Here is a 17,729-nt window from a genome sequence, read left to right on the forward strand (position 1 = left end):
GCTCTCGACCGCTATAGTCATGAGCAACAAGATGAAAAGAAGATTTGCCTAAATCGATCCCAATTACTTTAATAGTAGACATGATGGTTCGCCTCTTTGTTTGCCTAACCCTAAGCTTAGCTTAGGGATGAGGCGGACCATCTAATTAAACCCGATGGGCATAACCATCGGGTCTGAAAGCAAATCCGAAATTTTCTAGCGTAATTTAAGGCGCTGGAACGGCCGTCAGTTTAGGCGCGTCTTCACCGCAACCAGAAATTACTGTTGCATCGGCAGATTTGTACAACACGGCACATTTTACTGGATCAGTGCCTTTAGCTAACAGAACTTCATCACCATCAGCGCTATAGATGTACCCATCTGGCACTTCCATTACACTGTTTAACTCACCTTCTGGGAAGGTAGGGTAACCTGCACTATTCACAGTAACTTCAACTTTAGTGCCGCCGTTTTCAGCCACTACCACCTTATTAGCAGTAGCACCGTTAATTTGATACTTGGAATGCACTAAAGAGACTGCCGATGTCAGAGCACCCGCAGTCCCCTGGGCAGCAGACAATTCCGCATCATCAGACAGGTTAATAAACTTAGGGGCAGCAACAACAGCCAGAATGCCCAAGATAATAATGACAACGACGAGCTCAATCAGGGTAAAACCATTTTGCTTTTTCAAAACAACACCTCTAACAACTGGGTAAATAAGCCGACGGATTATACGCTCGTGATTGTTGACCTCGGGCGGAATAACCAAGCAAACGTGACACGAATCACGGCCACATCTATTTCTTGATTAAGAAACGCGCTGTGGCGAGTCAATTATCCGACACCGTCAATATGTTAGTTAAATCTTTAAAGATACGGATGCAACACAAAGACAGCCTCCGCGCGGGGAGTCACTTTCAACTTGCTGAACAGGCTTTTCAGATGAAACTTCACGGTATTGCTTGAGTTCCCAAGGTGTTGGCTTATCTGTTTATTGCTCAATCCGCGGGCCAGCAGAGGGGCTATTTGACCGTGTGTGTGACAGTCCAAGTTCGCTGAAACCAAGTCCGGGATTGACCTAAATGCCCTGCTCCAACGTCTCCAGCAGTTCCGCAAACTGCGGATACTCACGAACATCAGCGCTGTGTTGTCTAAGCTGAGATATCATCGTGTTGCAGGCATCAATGAAGACTCGGATAAAACCTTGAGCCGGGCATATCTAACATTCGATTCAAAGTCTCGCGAGCCTTATCAACTTCCCCTCTTTGCTTAAGCACAATGGCCTCAATTGCTCGGGATTTAGTCAGATCTGACTGCCGTTCAATTTTCGCACTATGGGCTAGGCGCTTTGTCGCCAGCCTTGAGCCTCAGCGCCAGCGTTTCGGGCCAAGGCATCTTCGGCGTTAAGTTCCAGATAATCCGGCAGTGCCAACCAATGACTGCTTTCAGCTAAGGCATGGCGCTGTCATCCTTGAAGAGTTTAAGAGCAATACACACTGGCAGCTTAAATCTACGTGGGCAGATCCCAGGAATTATGGCTAAGGGTCTGTCCTGCGGACATGACTCAGCCAATTGACGACAAAAAAACCGCCAACTGGCGGTTTTAATTAACTTAATCGCAAATACATCGACTGGACTTAATGGCGGCCCCAAGGGTTGTTGTCATTGCCACTGGAAGCTGAACTGTCTTGCCGTTCAGCACGCTGGCGACCAGCCCCTGAGCGCGAAGCGCCAGCATTTGGCTTATGGCCTTGGCGACTCTGTTTCCCTGGATACACCTTGTTACGGCCATTCGCTTGATAATCGGCTTCAGCTTTCGCCTGCATTTCGGCAATTTTTTCTAAGGTCAGCGGTAAGGCTGGTTTCGGGATCACCCCATCCATAAAGCCACGCTCACGAGGTTTTAGCACATATTGCGCCGCCGTCGGTCTTGGCATGCGCTTAAAGCGATACAGGTAAAAGTTTTCCAGTTTCTCCCGAGCCCATTCGGTTTTCTTTAAAAACTTAACGCTACTCTCAATGCTTGGGTTGGTCTTAAAACACTGCAATTTTAATGCGGCGTATAAAATTGGCCATCCGTAAAAATCCACCACTTCAGTCAGTAATACCTCTAATTTCAGGCCGTGCAGGGGATTGTTTTGCTGTAATTCGATCATCATATGTCCAAAAAGTAATACTCACTGAGCGAGCTAAACGTCATCGCCACTGTCATCTGCGCGCATGATAACAAATAGCTTAGCAGCTTGCTCATATTAGGTAGGATAAATTCCTCTGTGCTTACATTATCCCCACAGTTTCTGTATACTCCCGCGCTTTGTCGTCATCCTATTCACCCTTGCATGTCTGGGAAAGTTCACTTTCACCTACCTGCCCTTTATCCTTGGAACACCGTCTTGATATCAACCGCTAACATTACAATGCAGTTCGGCGCCGAACCCCTGTTTGAAAATATCTCGGCCAAATTTGGCCATGGAAACCGTTATGGTCTCATCGGGGCAAATGGCTGCGGTAAATCGACCTTCATGAAAATTCTTAGTGGTGCCTTAGCGCCAAGCTCAGGTAATGTCTCGGTGACGCCCGGCCTTAAAGTCGGCACCTTGAGCCAAGATCAATTTGCCTTTGAGCAATATTCAGTGATCGATGCGGTGATCATGGGGGATGTTAAACTATGGAAAGTCAAACAAGCCCGCGAGCGCATTTATGCTAAAGCTGAAATGACTGAAGAAGATGGCATGGCCGTCGCTGAACTCGAAGTACAATTTGCCGAAATGGATGGTTATAGCGCCGAAAGTCGTGCCGGCGAGATCTTGCTAGAGGCTGGTATTGCTGAAGAGCTTCACTTTGGCCTGATGCAACAAGTGGCTCCCGGTTGGAAACTACGGGTGTTATTAGCACAAGCCCTATTTGCTAATCCAGATATCTTGTTACTTGATGAACCTACCAACAACCTCGACATCCACACGATTTCTTGGTTGGCTTCTGAGTTAAATCAACGTAAGTGCACCATGATCATCATCTCCCATGATCGTCACTTCCTTAACTCTGTATGTACCCATATGGCCGATATCGATTACGGTGAGCTGCGGATCTATCCAGGTAATTATGAGTATTTCCTCGCTCAATCCAGTTTATTACGCGAGCAACTGCTGGCGGGGAATGCCAAAAAGAGTGCCGAAATCGAAGAACTGCAAGACTTCGTCAACCGCTTTGGCGCCAATGCTTCCAAGGCCAAACAGGCCAGTTCACGGGCTAAGCGGATGGATAAGATTAAGCTCGATGAAGTGAAATCTTCCAGTCGCGTCACGCCGTCGTTACGATTCACAGAATCTAAGAAGATGCACCGTCAGGCCTTAGTGCTTGAAAACTTTGGTCATGGTTTTGATGGTGATACCTTATTTTCTGGTGGTGAGCTGATTTTAGAGGCTGGCGCTAAGCTGGCGATCATTGGTGAGAACGGTGTGGGCAAAACTACCCTGCTACGTTGTTTAATGAATGAATTATCCCACCAAACTGGGGTGATGAAGTGGTCAGAGAATGCCTCTATCGGCTATTGCCCGCAAGATAGTAGCCGTGATTTCGATAATGATTTAAGTTTATTTGACTGGATGAGCCAGTGGCGTACACCTAAACACAATGACTTGATGGTAAGAGCCATGCTCGGACGTCTGTTATTCACCGAAGATGACGCCAATAAGAAAGCCAAGAATTGCTCAGGGGGTGAAAAAAACCGCCTACTATTCGGCAAATTAATGATGATGGATATCAACGTGCTCATTATGGATGAGCCAACAAACCACATGGATATGGAAGCCATTGAAGCACTTAATTTTGCATTGAAACTGTTTGAGGGAACATTAATATTCGTCAGTCACGATCGTGAATTTGTGTCATCGTTGGCGACCCGAATTATTGATATTAAAGATAAACAGCTGATCAATTTCCAAGGCACCTTTGATGAGTATTTAGCCAGTCAAGCCGCTTTGGCCTTAAGTGCTTAACTAACTCAGCTTGGCAGTAATGGCGCTGATTGACTCAAGGCAGCAATCAGCGCCACGGCTTGATTATAATGGGCAGCGGTTAACTTCCCGTGCCCAGCATAGGCGCGTTCAGGGACTAATTGCGCTAATAGCGCCAAGATAGGTAATTGTTCACAAGCCTGCCAATCGTCAATGGGACTAACTCCTGTGTGACATGCTATCGCTTGGTGGCGTACATCGATAAAACGGCATTGCTTGAGTTCCGCAAACCATACGACTAACGCCTCCGCCGAGCCCTGCATCATTTCAACGCTCAGCACCTCATCTAGACTGCCTGCACAAAATAATAGACGTATTTCACCACCGCCTGCGGCTCCCACAAAGTAACTGTGAAACTCGCCATCAGGATGAAGTAAACAATAATCCACTGCCACAAACGCTGGTGCGCCATGGTTAAGCGCTGTTGAGGTCATCATCTGCTTGACTTGCCGCCAGGTTAGCATCGGCGTTTCCTATAAAAAAACCAGCCGCAGCTGGTTAATGGATGATCTTACTGAGATATCAAAAGGGGATTATGACATTAACTCAGCAAAACACTCAGCAATAATATCCATGCCCCGTTGCAAGTCGGCATCACTGACGGTTAACGGTACCAAGATACGTAACACGTTACCATAGGTACCACACGACAACAGGATAAGCCCTTTAGCTCGTGCACTGGCGATGATCTTAGCGCAATATTCTGGCTTAGGTTGGCCATGTTCAATCAGTTCGAGTGCGACCATAGCGCCGAGACCACGGACATCGGCAATGATGGGCTGCTCGGCCTGTAATTGGCATAATCGCTGCTTAATTTGCCGGCCGACGAGATTGGCACGCTCAAGCAAATCCTCTTGTTCAAACACCTCAAGCACGGCTAATGCGGCGGCGCAGGCCAAAGGATGACCGCCATAGGTACCGCCCAAACCACCGGGACCGATGGCATCCATCACTTCAGCCCTGCCCGTGATCCCCGCCAGCGGGAAACCGCCCGCAATCGACTTCGCAAAGGTGGTAATATCCGCAGCAACTCCCATTTGCTCCATGGCAAAAAACGTTCCAGTGCGCCCAGCGCCAGTTTGCACTTCATCGGCAATCAGCATAATGCCTTCGCGATCGCATAATTGCCTTAATGCCTGCATAAAGCTCGGTGAGGCCGCATAAAAGCCCCCTTCACCTTGCACTGGCTCTAAGATAATCGCGGCAATATCACTGGGCTCCGCATCGTTCTTAAAAATACGCTCAATAGATACCAAGGCATCTTCATCACTCACGCCATGTAATGCACAGGGATACTGGGCGCGAAAGACATTCGCCTGCATCAAGCCCATGCCCTTACTATAAGGTGCCACTTTACCTGTGAGGGCTAAAGTGGCCATGGTGCGACCATGGTAACCGGAGGTAAAGGCAATCACTCCAGCACGCTTAGTATAAGCTCGCGCCACTTTAACGGCGTTTTCTACGGCTTCGGAACCGCTGGTAAATAGAGCCGATTTTTTCGCAAAATTTCCAGGCACCTTCTGATTGAGTTTTTCACAGACCTCAATATAAGACTCATACCCCAACACCATAAAACAAGTATGCGAAAACGCGCCCAACTGCTGGGTCACAGCGTCAACCACCTTAGGGTGTAAATGGCCAGTATTGAGCACGGCAATTCCACCGGCAAAATCTAAATATTCACGGCCTTCGACATCCCATACCTTGGCGTTTTCTGCGCGCTCGACGTAGACAGGATGGATCTGCCCAACGCCACCAGCCACCGCGGCTTGGCGCCGTGCCATTAATTCATTATTACTCGTCATTGCTATCTCCTTGGCAAGCGACGACACCCGCTAACTAAGCATTAAATCGATAAACACAAATATTTCATTTCAAGATATTCTTCAATGCCATACTTTGAGCCTTCGCGGCCAAGCCCTGAGGATTTGACGCCACCAAAAGGCGCGACTTCGGTGGAAATAAGGCCGGTATTAATCCCGACCATGCCATATTCCAACGCTTCCGCCACTCGATGCACTCGGCTAATATCACGACTATAAAAATACGCCGCTAAGCCAAACTCAGTATCATTGGCTTGCTCAATCACCTCCGCTTCGCTGTCAAACTTAAATAACGGGGCTAACGGGCCAAACGTCTCTTCTTTTGCGACCAGCATCTCGCGCGTGACGCCGGTAATAATAGTCGGCTCAAAATAGGTGCCTTCTAATCGATGACCGCCGCTCACCAAGCGGGCACCATTTTCTAACGCATTTTGTAAATGCTGTTGGACTTTTTTCACCGCATTGTCATCGATTAATGGCCCCGTCGTGACCCCTTCATCCATGCCATTTCCTAATGTCAATTCGGCCACCGCCAAGGCTAATTTATCGGCAAACGCCTCATACACTCCCGATTGCACATAAATACGATTAGCACAAACACAGGTTTGACCCGCATTGCGATACTTAGAAATCATGGCCCCGGCCACCGCAGCATCGAGATCGGCATCATCAAAAACAATAAAGGGCGCATTACCACCGAGCTCCAACGACAGCTTCTTTAACGTTGGGGCGCATTGTGCCATGAGTTTAATTCCCACCCCAGTGGAGCCCGTGAACGATAATTTGCGCACAATCGGATTGCTACATAACTCATCACCGATGGCTTTGGCATCCCCGGTGAGCACACTCAGCACGCCAGCAGGGACTCCCGCTTCATGGGCCAGTTGCACCAGCGCAAAAGCACTAAATGGGGTTTGGTGCGCAGGCTTGACGACCATGGTGCAACCGGCAGCTAACGCCGGCGCCACCTTACGGGTGATCATCGCCGCAGGGAAATTCCATGGTGTAATGGCGGCCGTCACCCCGACAGGTTGTTTGATCACTGTGATACGTTTGTCCCCTTGATGCCCTGGAATAGTATCACCATAAATGCGCTTACCTTCTTCGCTAAACCATTCAATAAAGGACGCGGCATAGGCGATTTCACCTCGCGCTTCAGCCAATGGTTTGCCTTGCTCAGTGGTCATTAGCTGCGCCAAATCTTCTTGGTGTTGCATGATCAGCTCAAACCAACGCCGCAATATTTGACTGCGCTCTTTGGCGGTTTTCGCCCGCCATGCCGGTAAAGCATCATTGGCGGCGTCAATGGCCGCGCGGGTTTCCCATAAGCCCATGTTAGGCACAGAGCCTAACACCTCATGGGTGGCCGGATTAGTGACACTGATGGTTTCCCCTGTATCACTATCACGCCATTGGCCATTGATATAACACTGTTGCTTAAATAATGCTGAATAGCTGAGCTTCATGTTTACTCCTAAAGAATTGGTGATAAATCACACACCCAATTTATCGCGTAAGCTGTAATACCAAGCCCCAATGGCTGAAAATGGCACCCGTAAGGCATGTCCTCCAGGAAATGGATAATGGGGTAATTGCGCAAAGGCATCGAATCGTGTGGCGTGAGCATTAATCACTTCACTCAAGACTTTCCCCGCTAAATGGGTATACGTCACGCCATGACCACTGCACCCTTGCGAGTAATAGATATTCGTGCCAATCCGCCCCATTTGAGGCAAGCGTGACAAGGTCAATAAAAAATTACCGGTCCACGCAAAGTCAATCTTTACTGATGCTAACTCCGGAAAGGTTTTGAGCATCTTGGGGCGAATAATGGCTTCAATATCCGCCGGATCGCGAGCCCCATAGACCACTCCACCGCCATAAATCAGACGATTATCCGCCGATAAGCGATAGTAATCTAAGAGGTAATTACAATCTTCTACACAATAATCCTGCGGCAATAACCGTTGAGCGACCTCGTCACTTAATGGCTCTGTGGTGATAACTTGAGTGCCACAAGGCATCGATTTGGCTTGTAATTGTGGCAAGAGATTACTGAGGTAAGCGTTACCTGCAACAATCACATACTTGGCTTTCACTTGGCCCTTGGCTGTTTTGACTACTGCCGGTTCGCCTTGAACAATATCAACCACCGCGGAGTCTTCATACATCTTACCCCCCAAGGACAGCACAGCTTGTGCTTCACCCAAGGCCAAATTTAACGGATGAATATGGCCACCTGACTTGTCTAATAAGCCGCCGGTGTACACATCGGTGCCAACAACTTTGGCGATGCCGTTGTTATCCATCAACTCCAACCAGCCGTGATGACCATGGCGCTCCCACAAGGCTTTTTGATCTTCAAGATGGTGCATTTGCTTGCTATTCAATGCCGCAAACACCCCGCCATCTTTGAGATCACAATCAATCTGATAATCCTTGACCAAGCGCCGAATAATCCGGCCACCTTCAAACGCCATTTCACCAAAAATGCGCGCATTCTCTTTGCCAACAGTCCGCTCAATGCTGTCAATATCGCGACTAAAGCTATTCACTATCTGGCCACCATTACGGCCGGATGCGCCAAAACCAATCCTAGCGGCTTCGAGTACCACCACACTCAAGCCAGATTCCAATAAATGAATCGCCGAAGATAATCCGGTATAACCCGCGCCAATTATGCACACATCAGCCTCAATGCTTTCGGTTAATTGCGCCTGTAATTCGAACGGTTTTGCTGATGCAGCGTAATACGATGAAGTGTGGGGAAGTGCTGTCATGATAGCCTTGAATCCTCAATTTCTTATGTTTATTATTTTTAACACTGAATTCACATTACACCCAAGCCTGGTTAAAAACCAGTCTGCAAGACAAAAAAAACACCTTAATGTAAAGTATTTAAAACATTAAGGTGTTGTTATGGCTTGGCAAAAATTAGGGCGTCATTTTAAGTTTTTTGTCCGCCCTGACGGCCATATACCATGAGATGAAAGCTATGATGGCCACCACCAGAATGATCAGGGTGGCGAGCGCATTAATCTTAGGTGACACCCCAAGGCGCACCGACGAAAACACCACCATCGGCAAGGTCGTTGCCCCAGGACCCGAGGCAAAACTGGCAATCACTAAATCATCGAGCGATAAACTGAAAGATAATAACCATCCGGCCACTAATGCCGGGGTGATCATAGGTACCGTTATCTGCATAAAGGTTTTAAAAGGACCGGCGCCTAAGTCCATTGCGGCTTCTTCAATAGACATATCAAGCTCTCGCAACCGTGAAGAGACCACCACCGCCACATAGGCAGCACAGAAAGTGGAGTGAGCAATCCAAATCGTCATGCGGCCACGCTCTAACGGCCAACCTATCAAATCGGCCATGTGCACAAACAGCAGCATCAATGACAGACCGGTAATCACTTCAGGCATAACTAACGGTGCAGTGATCATATTTGATAAAGTCAGTTTGGCCCACGAACGTCTAAATCGTGTCATCACAAAGGCAGCCATGGTGCCGATGATCACCGCCATCGACGCACTGTAGAAGGCTATTTGTAAACTAACCCACACCGCATCTAAGATTTGCTGATCTTTAAATAACTCGAAATACCATTTAATGGAAAAACCACCCCAAACCGTCACCAACTTAGAGTCATTAAATGAATAGATGATCAAGATCAGCATCGGCGCATACAAAAAGACTAACCCGACCCAGAGCATGGTGGTAGAAAAGCTAAATTTTTTCATCAATTGTGCTCCATAGACTTAGACTGATACCGATGGAACAAGGTGATCGGAATAATCAACAGGGCCAGCATCACGATGGCCAAGGATGACGCCACCGGCCAGTCACGGTTATTGAAGAATTCTTGCCACAATACCTTGCCTATCATTAAGGAGTCAGGACCGCCTAACAGTTCAGGAATAACGAACTCACCCACCGCAGGAATAAACACCAACATCGAGCCGGCAATCACTCCACCTTTAGATAAGGGCAACGTAATTTTCCAGAACGTATTGATAGAGCGAGAACCGAGATCAGAAGCCGCCTCAAGCAGACTCATATCGAGTTTTACTAAGTTGGCGTACAACGGCAAAATCATAAACGGCAAATACGCGTAAATAATACCTATGTACACAGCGATATTGGTATTGAGGATCTGTAACGGTTCACTGATCACCCCCAGCCATAATAGGAAGTTATTGATCACGCCAGTGTTACTGAGCAGGCCCATCCAAGCATACACCCGGATAAGAAAAGACGTCCACGAGGGTAACATCACCAGCAACAACAATACGGTTTGCATTTTGGCTGGTGCTCGAGCGATGGCATAGGCCATCGGATACCCTAATATGAGGCAGCCCAAAGTAGAAATGAAGGCCATCTTCAACGAATTTATGTATGACATGTAATACATGGAATCATCAAGCAACAATAAGTAGTTGCTGAAATTCAACACGATTTGCAATATATCGTCGCTGAAGAAAAAGCTCGGTTCATAGGGCGGAATAGCAATCGCCGCCGTCGATAAACTGATCTTAAATACAATCGCAAAGGGTAATGCAAAAAATAGCAATAACCACAAATACGGCGCACCTAAAGTGAGATGGCGCCCCTTAAAAAAGCGCTTGAGTTTTTTCATGAGCGTAACACCACGCCACTGGTGTCCTCCCAGCTGATATAGACCTCATCATCCCAAGTGGGGTTATCCGATCGGCGGTCACGGTTCGTCATGCTGCATTGCACAATTTGTTGGTTGGCAAGCTTAATATAAAACACGGAAATACCGCCTAAATAGGCAATATCATGCACCACGCCCTTGGCCCAATTATATTTGCCTTCGGGGATTTCACGGCTGATTAAGGTTTTTTCAGGCCGCACAGCTAACCATACATGCTTGTCATTCACACTGGTCGAGACCCCGTAGCCCACATAAAACTGGTTCGGTAAACTGGTTGAGTCAATCACCACATGGTCAACTTCATCGACGCTGATGTCCCCTTCGAATAAATTCACCGTGCCAATAAATTCGGCAATCATTCGGCTATTGGGGCTTTCATAAATATCCATCGGTGAGCCAATTTGCGCTATCCAGCCATCGGACATCACCGCAATACGCTCAGCCATGGTCATGGCTTCTTCTTGATCATGGGTCACCATTACGCAAGTCACGCCTACCCGCTCAAGAATTTCCACTACTTCTAATTGCATTTGGGTCCGCAACTTTTTATCTAATGCGCCCATCGGCTCATCGAGCAATAACAATTTAGGCCGTTTCGCTAACGAACGAGCTAAGGCCACTCGCTGGCGTTGCCCACCCGATAATTGATTGGGCTTACGCTTGGCATATGATTCCATATGCACTAGTTTGAGCATTTCCTGCACCCGTTCATCAATTTCTTGCTTCGGTAATTTATCTTGTTTGAGCCCGAAGGCAATATTGTCAGCAACTGTCATATGCGGAAAAAGTGCATATGACTGAAACATCATATTGATGGGACGCTCATAGGGAGGCAGATCAGTTATGTCTTGACCATCGAGATATATCCGGCCTTCGCTGGGCTTTTCAAAACCTGCCAGCATGCGTAATAAGGTCGATTTACCTGAGCCTGAACCACCTAACAACGCAAAGATTTCACGTTTATTAATGGTCAATGACACATCATCAACCGCCCTTACATCATCGAATAACTTACTGACCCGATCTATTTTTAACAACACCTCGGCGGCCGCCTTAGGTTTCGTCGGTATGTCTGTAGTATTAGGCATTTACTGTCTCCGCACTCGCGTATCGCGATCTGACGCCGCGTTACATTAAGTTCACTCGTGACTCGTTGAGGAAAACAGGCGGCTCTCGCCGCCTGTTCATGGCTATTGACCTGATTTCACCCGGCTCCAAATACGAGTGATCACTCGCTGAACTTTCAGACCACGCACATCTTGAATATACAAACGGTCTAAAACTTCTGGGGTTGGGTAAATTTGCGCATCGTTAAGGACTTCCTCATCGACAACGCTATTACTGGCAGGATTGGGATTGGCGTAGGCCACATAGTTGGTGATCTCACCAATCACTTCTGGACGCAGTAAGTAATTGATAAACTTATGAGCATTTTCTACATTAGTGGCATCATTCGGAATGGCTAACATGTCAAACCACAAGTTAGCGCCTTCTTTGGGGATACTATAAGCGATGTTTTGATTCGTGCCCGCCTCTTCAGCTCGCGCCGCGGCTTGGAATACGTCACCCGAGAAACCATAAGCCACACACACATCGCCATTGGCGAGATCTGAGATATAGCGAGATGAATGGAAATACGTCACATAGGGACGAATTTTCATCAATACTTCACCGGCTTTCTTAAAGTCATCAGGATCCTTGGTATTAGGATCTAACCCTAAATAAATCAAGGCTTGCGGCAACATATCGTCGGCAGAGTCCAACATAACCACACCACAGCTTGCCAGCTTAGAGGCATACTGCGGATCAAAGAGTAATGCTAATGAATCGACTGGCGCATCATCGCCTAAGATCGCTTTCACTTTATCCACGTTATAGCCAATACCATTAGTACCCCATAAATAGGGCACCGAGTATTGATTACCTGGATCGGCCTTTTCGAGTTGTTTCATTAACTTAGGATCTAAGTTTTTATAATTAGTTAATTGATCACGTGATAAAGGAGCGAATGCACCCGCTGTGATTTGCTTAGCCAAGAAATTATTAGAAGGGACGACGATATCGTAACCAGAACGACCCGAGAGTAACTTAGCTTCTAAGACCTCGTTACTATCAAACACATCATAAATCACCTTGATACCGGTTTCTTTTTGAAAATTATCTAAGGTATCTTCGGCAATATAATCTGACCAGTTATATACCCTAACCACTTCCTCGGCTTGAACAGTCATACCGGCGAACATGCTAGTGGCCAGTAGGGCGACCGATGTCATTTTCAACAATGGCTTCATGTTTTCTCCTTTACGTGTTTGGTGGGAAGTTCCCACTGAGTAGTGCAATTGCATGGGATAATCCCCATGTGAAAAACTATGCCCTGCGCTACACCACACCTTCGCATCTCATTAGTTCGTCACCGCCTTCGCTTGTTTGGCATCCATTGCCAAACAAGCCCATTAAACCTGACTATTTTGATTAAATCACGGATCAAAATAACAAACTCACAACGTTCACGCTACTTATTAATGCGCCGCAGCAACATTAACTAAGCACTTGAAATGGTGAGTCTATCTTCTTAAACCGACAGTAAAAGGAACGCACGTTCCCACGAACTCACCACTCGGCGGAAATTGGCTAATTCCGCACGTTTCACCGCAATAAAACCTTGGGTAAAGTCATCGCCTAAATACTTACGGCAATAGGTGCTCTCCTCCATTGCCTCCAACGCGGCCTCTAGAGTAAGCGGCAGAGGAATACTCGCACTACTTCGGTTTTCGTTGGCACGCCCTTGCACCGGTTGAGACGGTTTAAGCTCTTCGACCATGCCGATATAGCCACAAAGTAAACTCGCCGCAAACGCTAAATAGCAGTTAGCATCTGCGCCAGGAATACGGTTTTCAATGCGACGATTTTGGGGCGATGACTCAGGAATACGTAAGCCACAGGTACGGTTTTCTTCACCCCATTCAAGGTTGATCGGTGCCGAAGTACCGGGTAAGAAACGACGGAATGAGTTAACGTTAGGCGCTAATAAAGGCACAAACTCGGGTAAACAACGCTGCAAGCCACCAATATAACTGTAAAATTCTTGGCTCATGGTGCCGTCTTCACGGGTGAAAATATTCTTTCCTGACGATTTCTCAATAATGCTCTGATGTAAATGCATGGCACTGCCCGGCTCATCGGTCACAGGTTTGGCCATAAAGGTCACGCAAACACCGTGTTTCAGTGCGGCTTCACGTAAGGTGCGTTTAAATACAAAGACTTGATCGGCAAGGTTTAGTGGATGGCCATGACGGAAGTTAATTTCCATTTGTGCCGTGCCTTCTTCATGGGTCAAGGTATCAATATCTAACCCTTGGGCCTCACACCAGTCATACATATCTTCGAACAGGGGATCATATTCATTGGCAGCATCGATAGAAAACGATTGCCGACCCGTTTCAGCCCGGCCGCTACGCCCCACAGGAGGCTGCAACGGTAAATCAGGATCGGCCGAGCGCATGGTTAAATAAAATTCCATTTCCGGAGCAATCACCGGCTCCCAACCCTTATCTTCGTAGAGTTTTAGAACTTTTTTCAACACATTACGCGGCGATAACTCAATGGGATTGCCCATTTTATCGAAGGTATCGTGGATCACTTGTGCCGTTGCCTCAACGGTCCATGGCAGCATAAACACCGCGTTTTCATCGGGAACACAAATAAAATCGATGTCGGCCTCGTTCAACAGATTGTAATAATCTTCATCATCCACATAGTCACCGGTCACGGTTTGCAATAACACGCTTTCAGGCAAGCGCATGCCCTTTTCGTCAATAAATTTGTCGACAGGGGCAATTTTACCGCGACAAATACCACTCATATCGCTAATCACACATTCCACTTCAGTGATTTTTCGCTCTTTCAAAAAAGCTTCTAACTTCTTCATTTTATGCATTCCTTTGTTGAACTCTGGCATTGCAGGCGGCGCCAAACTGGCTAAATATCGCCTTGTAAAAGGGATTATTTTCAATTTGCCACTCAGGGTGCCATTGCACTCCTAGGGCGAAATTTTTCGCATGTTCGACAGAAAATGCTTCGATTAAACCGTCGTCTGCGTAGGCTTCTGGCCGCAATCCCAACCCTAATCTGTCCACCCCTTGCGTATGAACCGAATTGACTTCTGCTTGAGTGCGGCCCCAGCCCTGAAAAAGCAATCCTCCAGGTTCTAAGGTCACTGTGTGGGCTAAGCCATATTGAATTTCCATCGGGGCCGTTTTGTCTTCACGGTGATCATTTAAGCTCGGCACTTCGTGAATTTTCTGATGCAAACTGCCACCATACACCACATTCATTTCTTGAAATCCTCGACAAATGGCTAACACGGGGATCCCCATATCAATCGCTAATTTTAATAAGGGTAAGGTGGTCGCATCCCGCAGTGGATCATGCAATGTGCCAGGCGTACTGGCGTTGCCTTGATAATGGTGAGGTTCAACATTAGAGGGGGAACCTGTGAACAGAATACCATCTAGACGATTGAGCAATGCGGACATTGGTATGTCAGCACCTAGGCTTGGAATGATCACAGGCCAAGCATCTGTCCCCTGAATAATTCCACGCAAATACTTATGGCCAGTGATGGCAAAGTCCTGCAATCCTATCCTTTGATTGCAGGCGGTAACACCAACAAAGGCTATCGATCTCTCCAACATAAATACCTTTAATTTTGTAATAAGTGGCAAAAATGGGTGTTCATTTTTTTAGACACTACACCGAAAGTTTTAGGTAAGCAAGAAGTTAATGGCATGTTAATCACTGGTGCGAACGGTTGTTTTGTAACCTTATGTTTTTGCAAGGTAAATATTTCCACCCCCTCAACAGCAGTCAGTATTTGGGCATGATAAAAATATTGATTTATCCAACTAAATCAATAGGTTCCCATCTAGAGTACTGGTAAGGTTTTTGGCTATTATTATTTACAAAAGAGGCAATGTTATGCTGCAGGCATCTCGCGAGGCTGACTGTCCAGCCTCGTGATTAAAAATTGGCGGGAGTGGTGGCACTGACAAGTTGGCAAGCTTCATCGAAAGGGTTTCTGAACCGATGCGGCTGCTCACTGTTAAAATAGTAACTGTCGCCAGCACCAATAATATACACCTCATCCCCCACGGTTAATTCTAATTTACCTGAGATGACTAATGCCGCTTCCTCGCCGAGATGTTGCAACATCTCCTCCCCCGTATCTGTACCTGGGGCATAGGTTTCCCACATGACCGACATCGCACGATTAGGAAAATCACGGCCAATTAACTTATATTCCAATGGGCCTGAGCCAATATCTAACAGCTCTTCTTGGCGATAGACCACCTTGGGCTCTGCGGTTTGCGCTTCTTCAATAGAGAAAAATTCGACTAACGACATTGGGATCCCCGCAAGGACCTTTTTTAACGAACTGACTGAAGGACTGACACTATTTTTCTCAATCATAGAAATCGTGCTGTTGGTCACCCCTGCCCGCTTGGCTAACTCACGTTGCGATAAGCCTTTTAACTTTCTGACCACCTTAAGATTATGTCCAATATCCAAAGTGAAATATCCTCCCAATTGTGACAAGGTCACATCTCAATAACATTTAGCTCTAACTAAACACAGATTTGGTTTGTATTCTAGTCTAAATGTGTGTTAAAAAAAACGAACACTTTGCGTTATCCCTCAATAATAAAGCCAATAAAATAACAATTAGTTCGTTTTCTAACGTCACTACTACGGAGCCTCCATGTTAACGAAAACGCCTGTCCATTCTGACAATTACCCGGCATCCTTTTACGCAGCCAGCGCCAATAAGCACGATAACTACCCTCAATTACAAGAAAATATTGATGTCGATGTGGCGATTGTCGGTGGGGGCTTTAGTGGCATCAATACGGCGATTGAGCTGGCACAAAAAGGATTTAAGGTGGCTTTATTAGAAGCCAGAAAAATTGGTTGGGGTGCTTCCGGCCGTAATGGGGGTGAGTTAATCCGCGGTATTGGCCATAATATTGAACAGTTCAAACCCCAAATCGGTGCGGAAGGGGTCGATGCCATCACCCTGATGGGATTCGAAGCTGTCGATATAGTGAAACAACGGATCAATGAGCATCACATCGATTGTGATTTACGTTGGGGTTATTGCGATCTGGCCTTAAAACCTAAGCATATGGATGAAATTCATGAAGATTATGAAGATCTCAAGCGCATGGGTTATTCCCATGAACTGAAACTATATGATCAACATAGTATTCAAGAAGTCATCGGCTCCACTCAGTACCTAGGTGCCATGAGTGATATGGGCAGTGGCCATTTACATCCACTCAATCTTGCCTTAGGCGAAGCGGCTGTGGCTAAGCAACTCGGGGTGCAACTGTATGAAGACAGCGCCGCCATCAGTATCATCAAAGGCAATAAGCCCGTGGTCAAAACCGCCCTCGGCCAAGTCAGCTGTCAATTTTTGGTGCTCGCCGGCAATGCCTATATCGGTCATAAGCTCGAGCCCTATGTCGGTGGCAAAGTGCTACCTGCCGGCAGCTATTTAGTGGCCACTGAACCTCTCACAGAGAGCCAATGTGCCGATATTATCCCGCAAAACATGTCCTTTGCTGATTTGAGGATCGCCTTAGATTACTTTCATTTATCCGCAGATAACCGGCTGTTATTTGGTGGCTTATGTACATATTCAGGGAAAGATCCTAAAGACATTAGCGCCCGGCTTAGGCCTAACCTTGCCAAAGTGTTTCCGCAGTTGGCTAATGTGAACATTGATTATGAATGGGGCGGCATGATCGGCATTGGCGCTAATAGATTACCCCAAATTGGCCGTCTGCCCGATGCCAATAACATCTATTTTGCCCAGGCCTATGCAGGCCATGGGGTCAACGCGACCCATATGGCGGCCAAGCTCATCAGTGAAGCATTAACCTCGCAAGCAGAACGCTTCGATATCTTTGCTGGGATTAATCATATGACCTTTCCTGGCGGCCCTGCACTGCGCTCGCCATTATTGGCAGCAGGCATGCTCTATCACAGATTACTGGATAAACTCTAAGGCGATTTCTCATGAAAAAACAGGCAGTATTCTGTAATGCCGATCAGTTAAGACAGATCGCTTGACGATCTCACTGAAAGGATCAAAATCCGATGACCCCTTGTCATCGGATTTTTTTATGCAACTTTCAGAAGCTTTGGCGCGTACTCATATCAATCGT

Annotated in this window: 16 protein-coding genes; 2 read left to right on the forward strand and 14 right to left on the reverse strand. The window is 46.9% G+C overall.

Annotated elements, in window-relative coordinates; all coding sequences use genetic code 11:
• Positions 1-205 precede the first annotated feature (205 nt).
• The 3 genes from KU855_RS16850 to KU855_RS16860 form a co-directional block, all read right to left on the reverse strand.
• Positions 206-673, reverse strand: a complete 468-nt coding sequence (locus KU855_RS16850) for a type II secretion system protein (RefSeq protein ID WP_218531866.1) — start codon at positions 671-673, stop codon at positions 206-208.
• 176 nt (positions 674-849) lie between these two features.
• Positions 850-1,119, reverse strand: coding sequence for a helix-turn-helix transcriptional regulator (locus KU855_RS19135; RefSeq protein WP_371316387.1), 270 nt, complete (start codon positions 1,117-1,119; stop codon positions 850-852).
• 500 nt (positions 1,120-1,619) lie between these two features.
• A complete protein-coding gene (locus KU855_RS16860) occupies positions 1,620-2,138 on the reverse strand; it encodes a VF530 family DNA-binding protein (protein ID WP_218531896.1) in 519 nt (172 codons plus the stop codon).
• A 237-nt stretch (positions 2,139-2,375) separates the two neighbouring features.
• Between KU855_RS16860 and KU855_RS16865 the strand changes: the two genes are divergently transcribed.
• Positions 2,376-3,980, forward strand: a complete 1,605-nt coding sequence (locus KU855_RS16865) for an ABC-F family ATPase (RefSeq protein ID WP_218531871.1) — start codon at positions 2,376-2,378, stop codon at positions 3,978-3,980.
• 5 nt (positions 3,981-3,985) lie between these two features.
• Here the strand turns inward: KU855_RS16865 and KU855_RS16870 are convergent, their stop codons facing one another.
• The 11 genes from KU855_RS16870 to KU855_RS16920 form a co-directional block, all read right to left on the reverse strand.
• Positions 3,986-4,462 (reverse strand): hypothetical protein, encoded by a 477-nt coding sequence (locus KU855_RS16870; RefSeq protein ID WP_218531873.1) that lies wholly within the window; start codon positions 4,460-4,462, stop codon positions 3,986-3,988.
• A 69-nt stretch (positions 4,463-4,531) separates the two neighbouring features.
• The gene (gene gabT, locus KU855_RS16875) at positions 4,532-5,803 is read right to left on the reverse strand and encodes a 4-aminobutyrate--2-oxoglutarate transaminase (RefSeq protein ID WP_218531874.1); all 1,272 of its coding nucleotides are present in this window, start codon (positions 5,801-5,803) and stop codon (positions 4,532-4,534) included.
• Between the two features lie 41 nt (positions 5,804-5,844).
• Entirely contained in the window at positions 5,845-7,287 is a 1,443-nt protein-coding gene (gabD, locus tag KU855_RS16880) for an NADP-dependent succinate-semialdehyde dehydrogenase (protein WP_218531876.1), read from the reverse strand.
• 27 nt (positions 7,288-7,314) lie between these two features.
• A complete protein-coding gene (locus tag KU855_RS16885) occupies positions 7,315-8,601 on the reverse strand; it encodes an FAD-binding oxidoreductase (protein ID WP_218531877.1) in 1,287 nt (428 codons plus the stop codon).
• 154 nt (positions 8,602-8,755) lie between these two features.
• Complete coding sequence (locus KU855_RS16890; RefSeq protein ID WP_218531880.1) at positions 8,756-9,568, reverse strand: ABC transporter permease subunit; 813 nt, start codon at positions 9,566-9,568, stop codon at positions 8,756-8,758.
• Positions 9,568-10,464: an ABC transporter permease subunit gene (locus tag KU855_RS16895; protein WP_218531882.1), complete on the reverse strand. Its 897-nt coding sequence runs from the start codon at positions 10,462-10,464 to the stop codon at positions 9,568-9,570. The genes KU855_RS16890 and KU855_RS16895 overlap by 1 nt, the downstream gene beginning before the upstream one ends.
• Complete coding sequence (gene potA / locus KU855_RS16900; RefSeq protein WP_218531885.1) at positions 10,461-11,591, reverse strand: polyamine ABC transporter ATP-binding protein; 1,131 nt, start codon at positions 11,589-11,591, stop codon at positions 10,461-10,463. The genes KU855_RS16895 and potA overlap by 4 nt, the downstream gene beginning before the upstream one ends.
• 102 nt (positions 11,592-11,693) lie before the next feature.
• Positions 11,694-12,794, reverse strand: coding sequence for a polyamine ABC transporter substrate-binding protein (locus tag KU855_RS16905; protein ID WP_218531886.1), 1,101 nt, complete (start codon positions 12,792-12,794; stop codon positions 11,694-11,696).
• A gap of 281 nt (positions 12,795-13,075) precedes the next feature.
• Complete coding sequence (locus KU855_RS16910; protein ID WP_218531887.1) at positions 13,076-14,431, reverse strand: glutamine synthetase family protein; 1,356 nt, start codon at positions 14,429-14,431, stop codon at positions 13,076-13,078.
• Between the two features lies 1 nt (position 14,432).
• Positions 14,433-15,197, reverse strand: a complete 765-nt coding sequence (locus KU855_RS16915) for a gamma-glutamyl-gamma-aminobutyrate hydrolase family protein (protein WP_218531889.1) — start codon at positions 15,195-15,197, stop codon at positions 14,433-14,435.
• Positions 15,198-15,522: 325 nt separating this feature from the next.
• Positions 15,523-16,071 carry a cupin domain-containing protein gene (locus tag KU855_RS16920; RefSeq protein ID WP_218531890.1) on the reverse strand — a complete coding sequence of 183 codons (549 nt, stop codon included), beginning with the start codon at positions 16,069-16,071 and terminating at the stop codon, positions 15,523-15,525.
• A gap of 190 nt (positions 16,072-16,261) precedes the next feature.
• On the opposite strand from KU855_RS16920, the gene KU855_RS16925 reads away from it, so the two are divergent.
• Entirely contained in the window at positions 16,262-17,569 is a 1,308-nt protein-coding gene (locus tag KU855_RS16925) for an FAD-binding oxidoreductase (protein ID WP_218531891.1), read from the forward strand.
• Positions 17,570-17,729: the final 160 nt, after the last annotated feature.

The sequence above is a fragment of the Shewanella sp. NIFS-20-20 genome (assembly GCF_019209865.1).
Classification (GTDB): domain Bacteria; phylum Pseudomonadota; class Gammaproteobacteria; order Enterobacterales; family Shewanellaceae; genus Shewanella.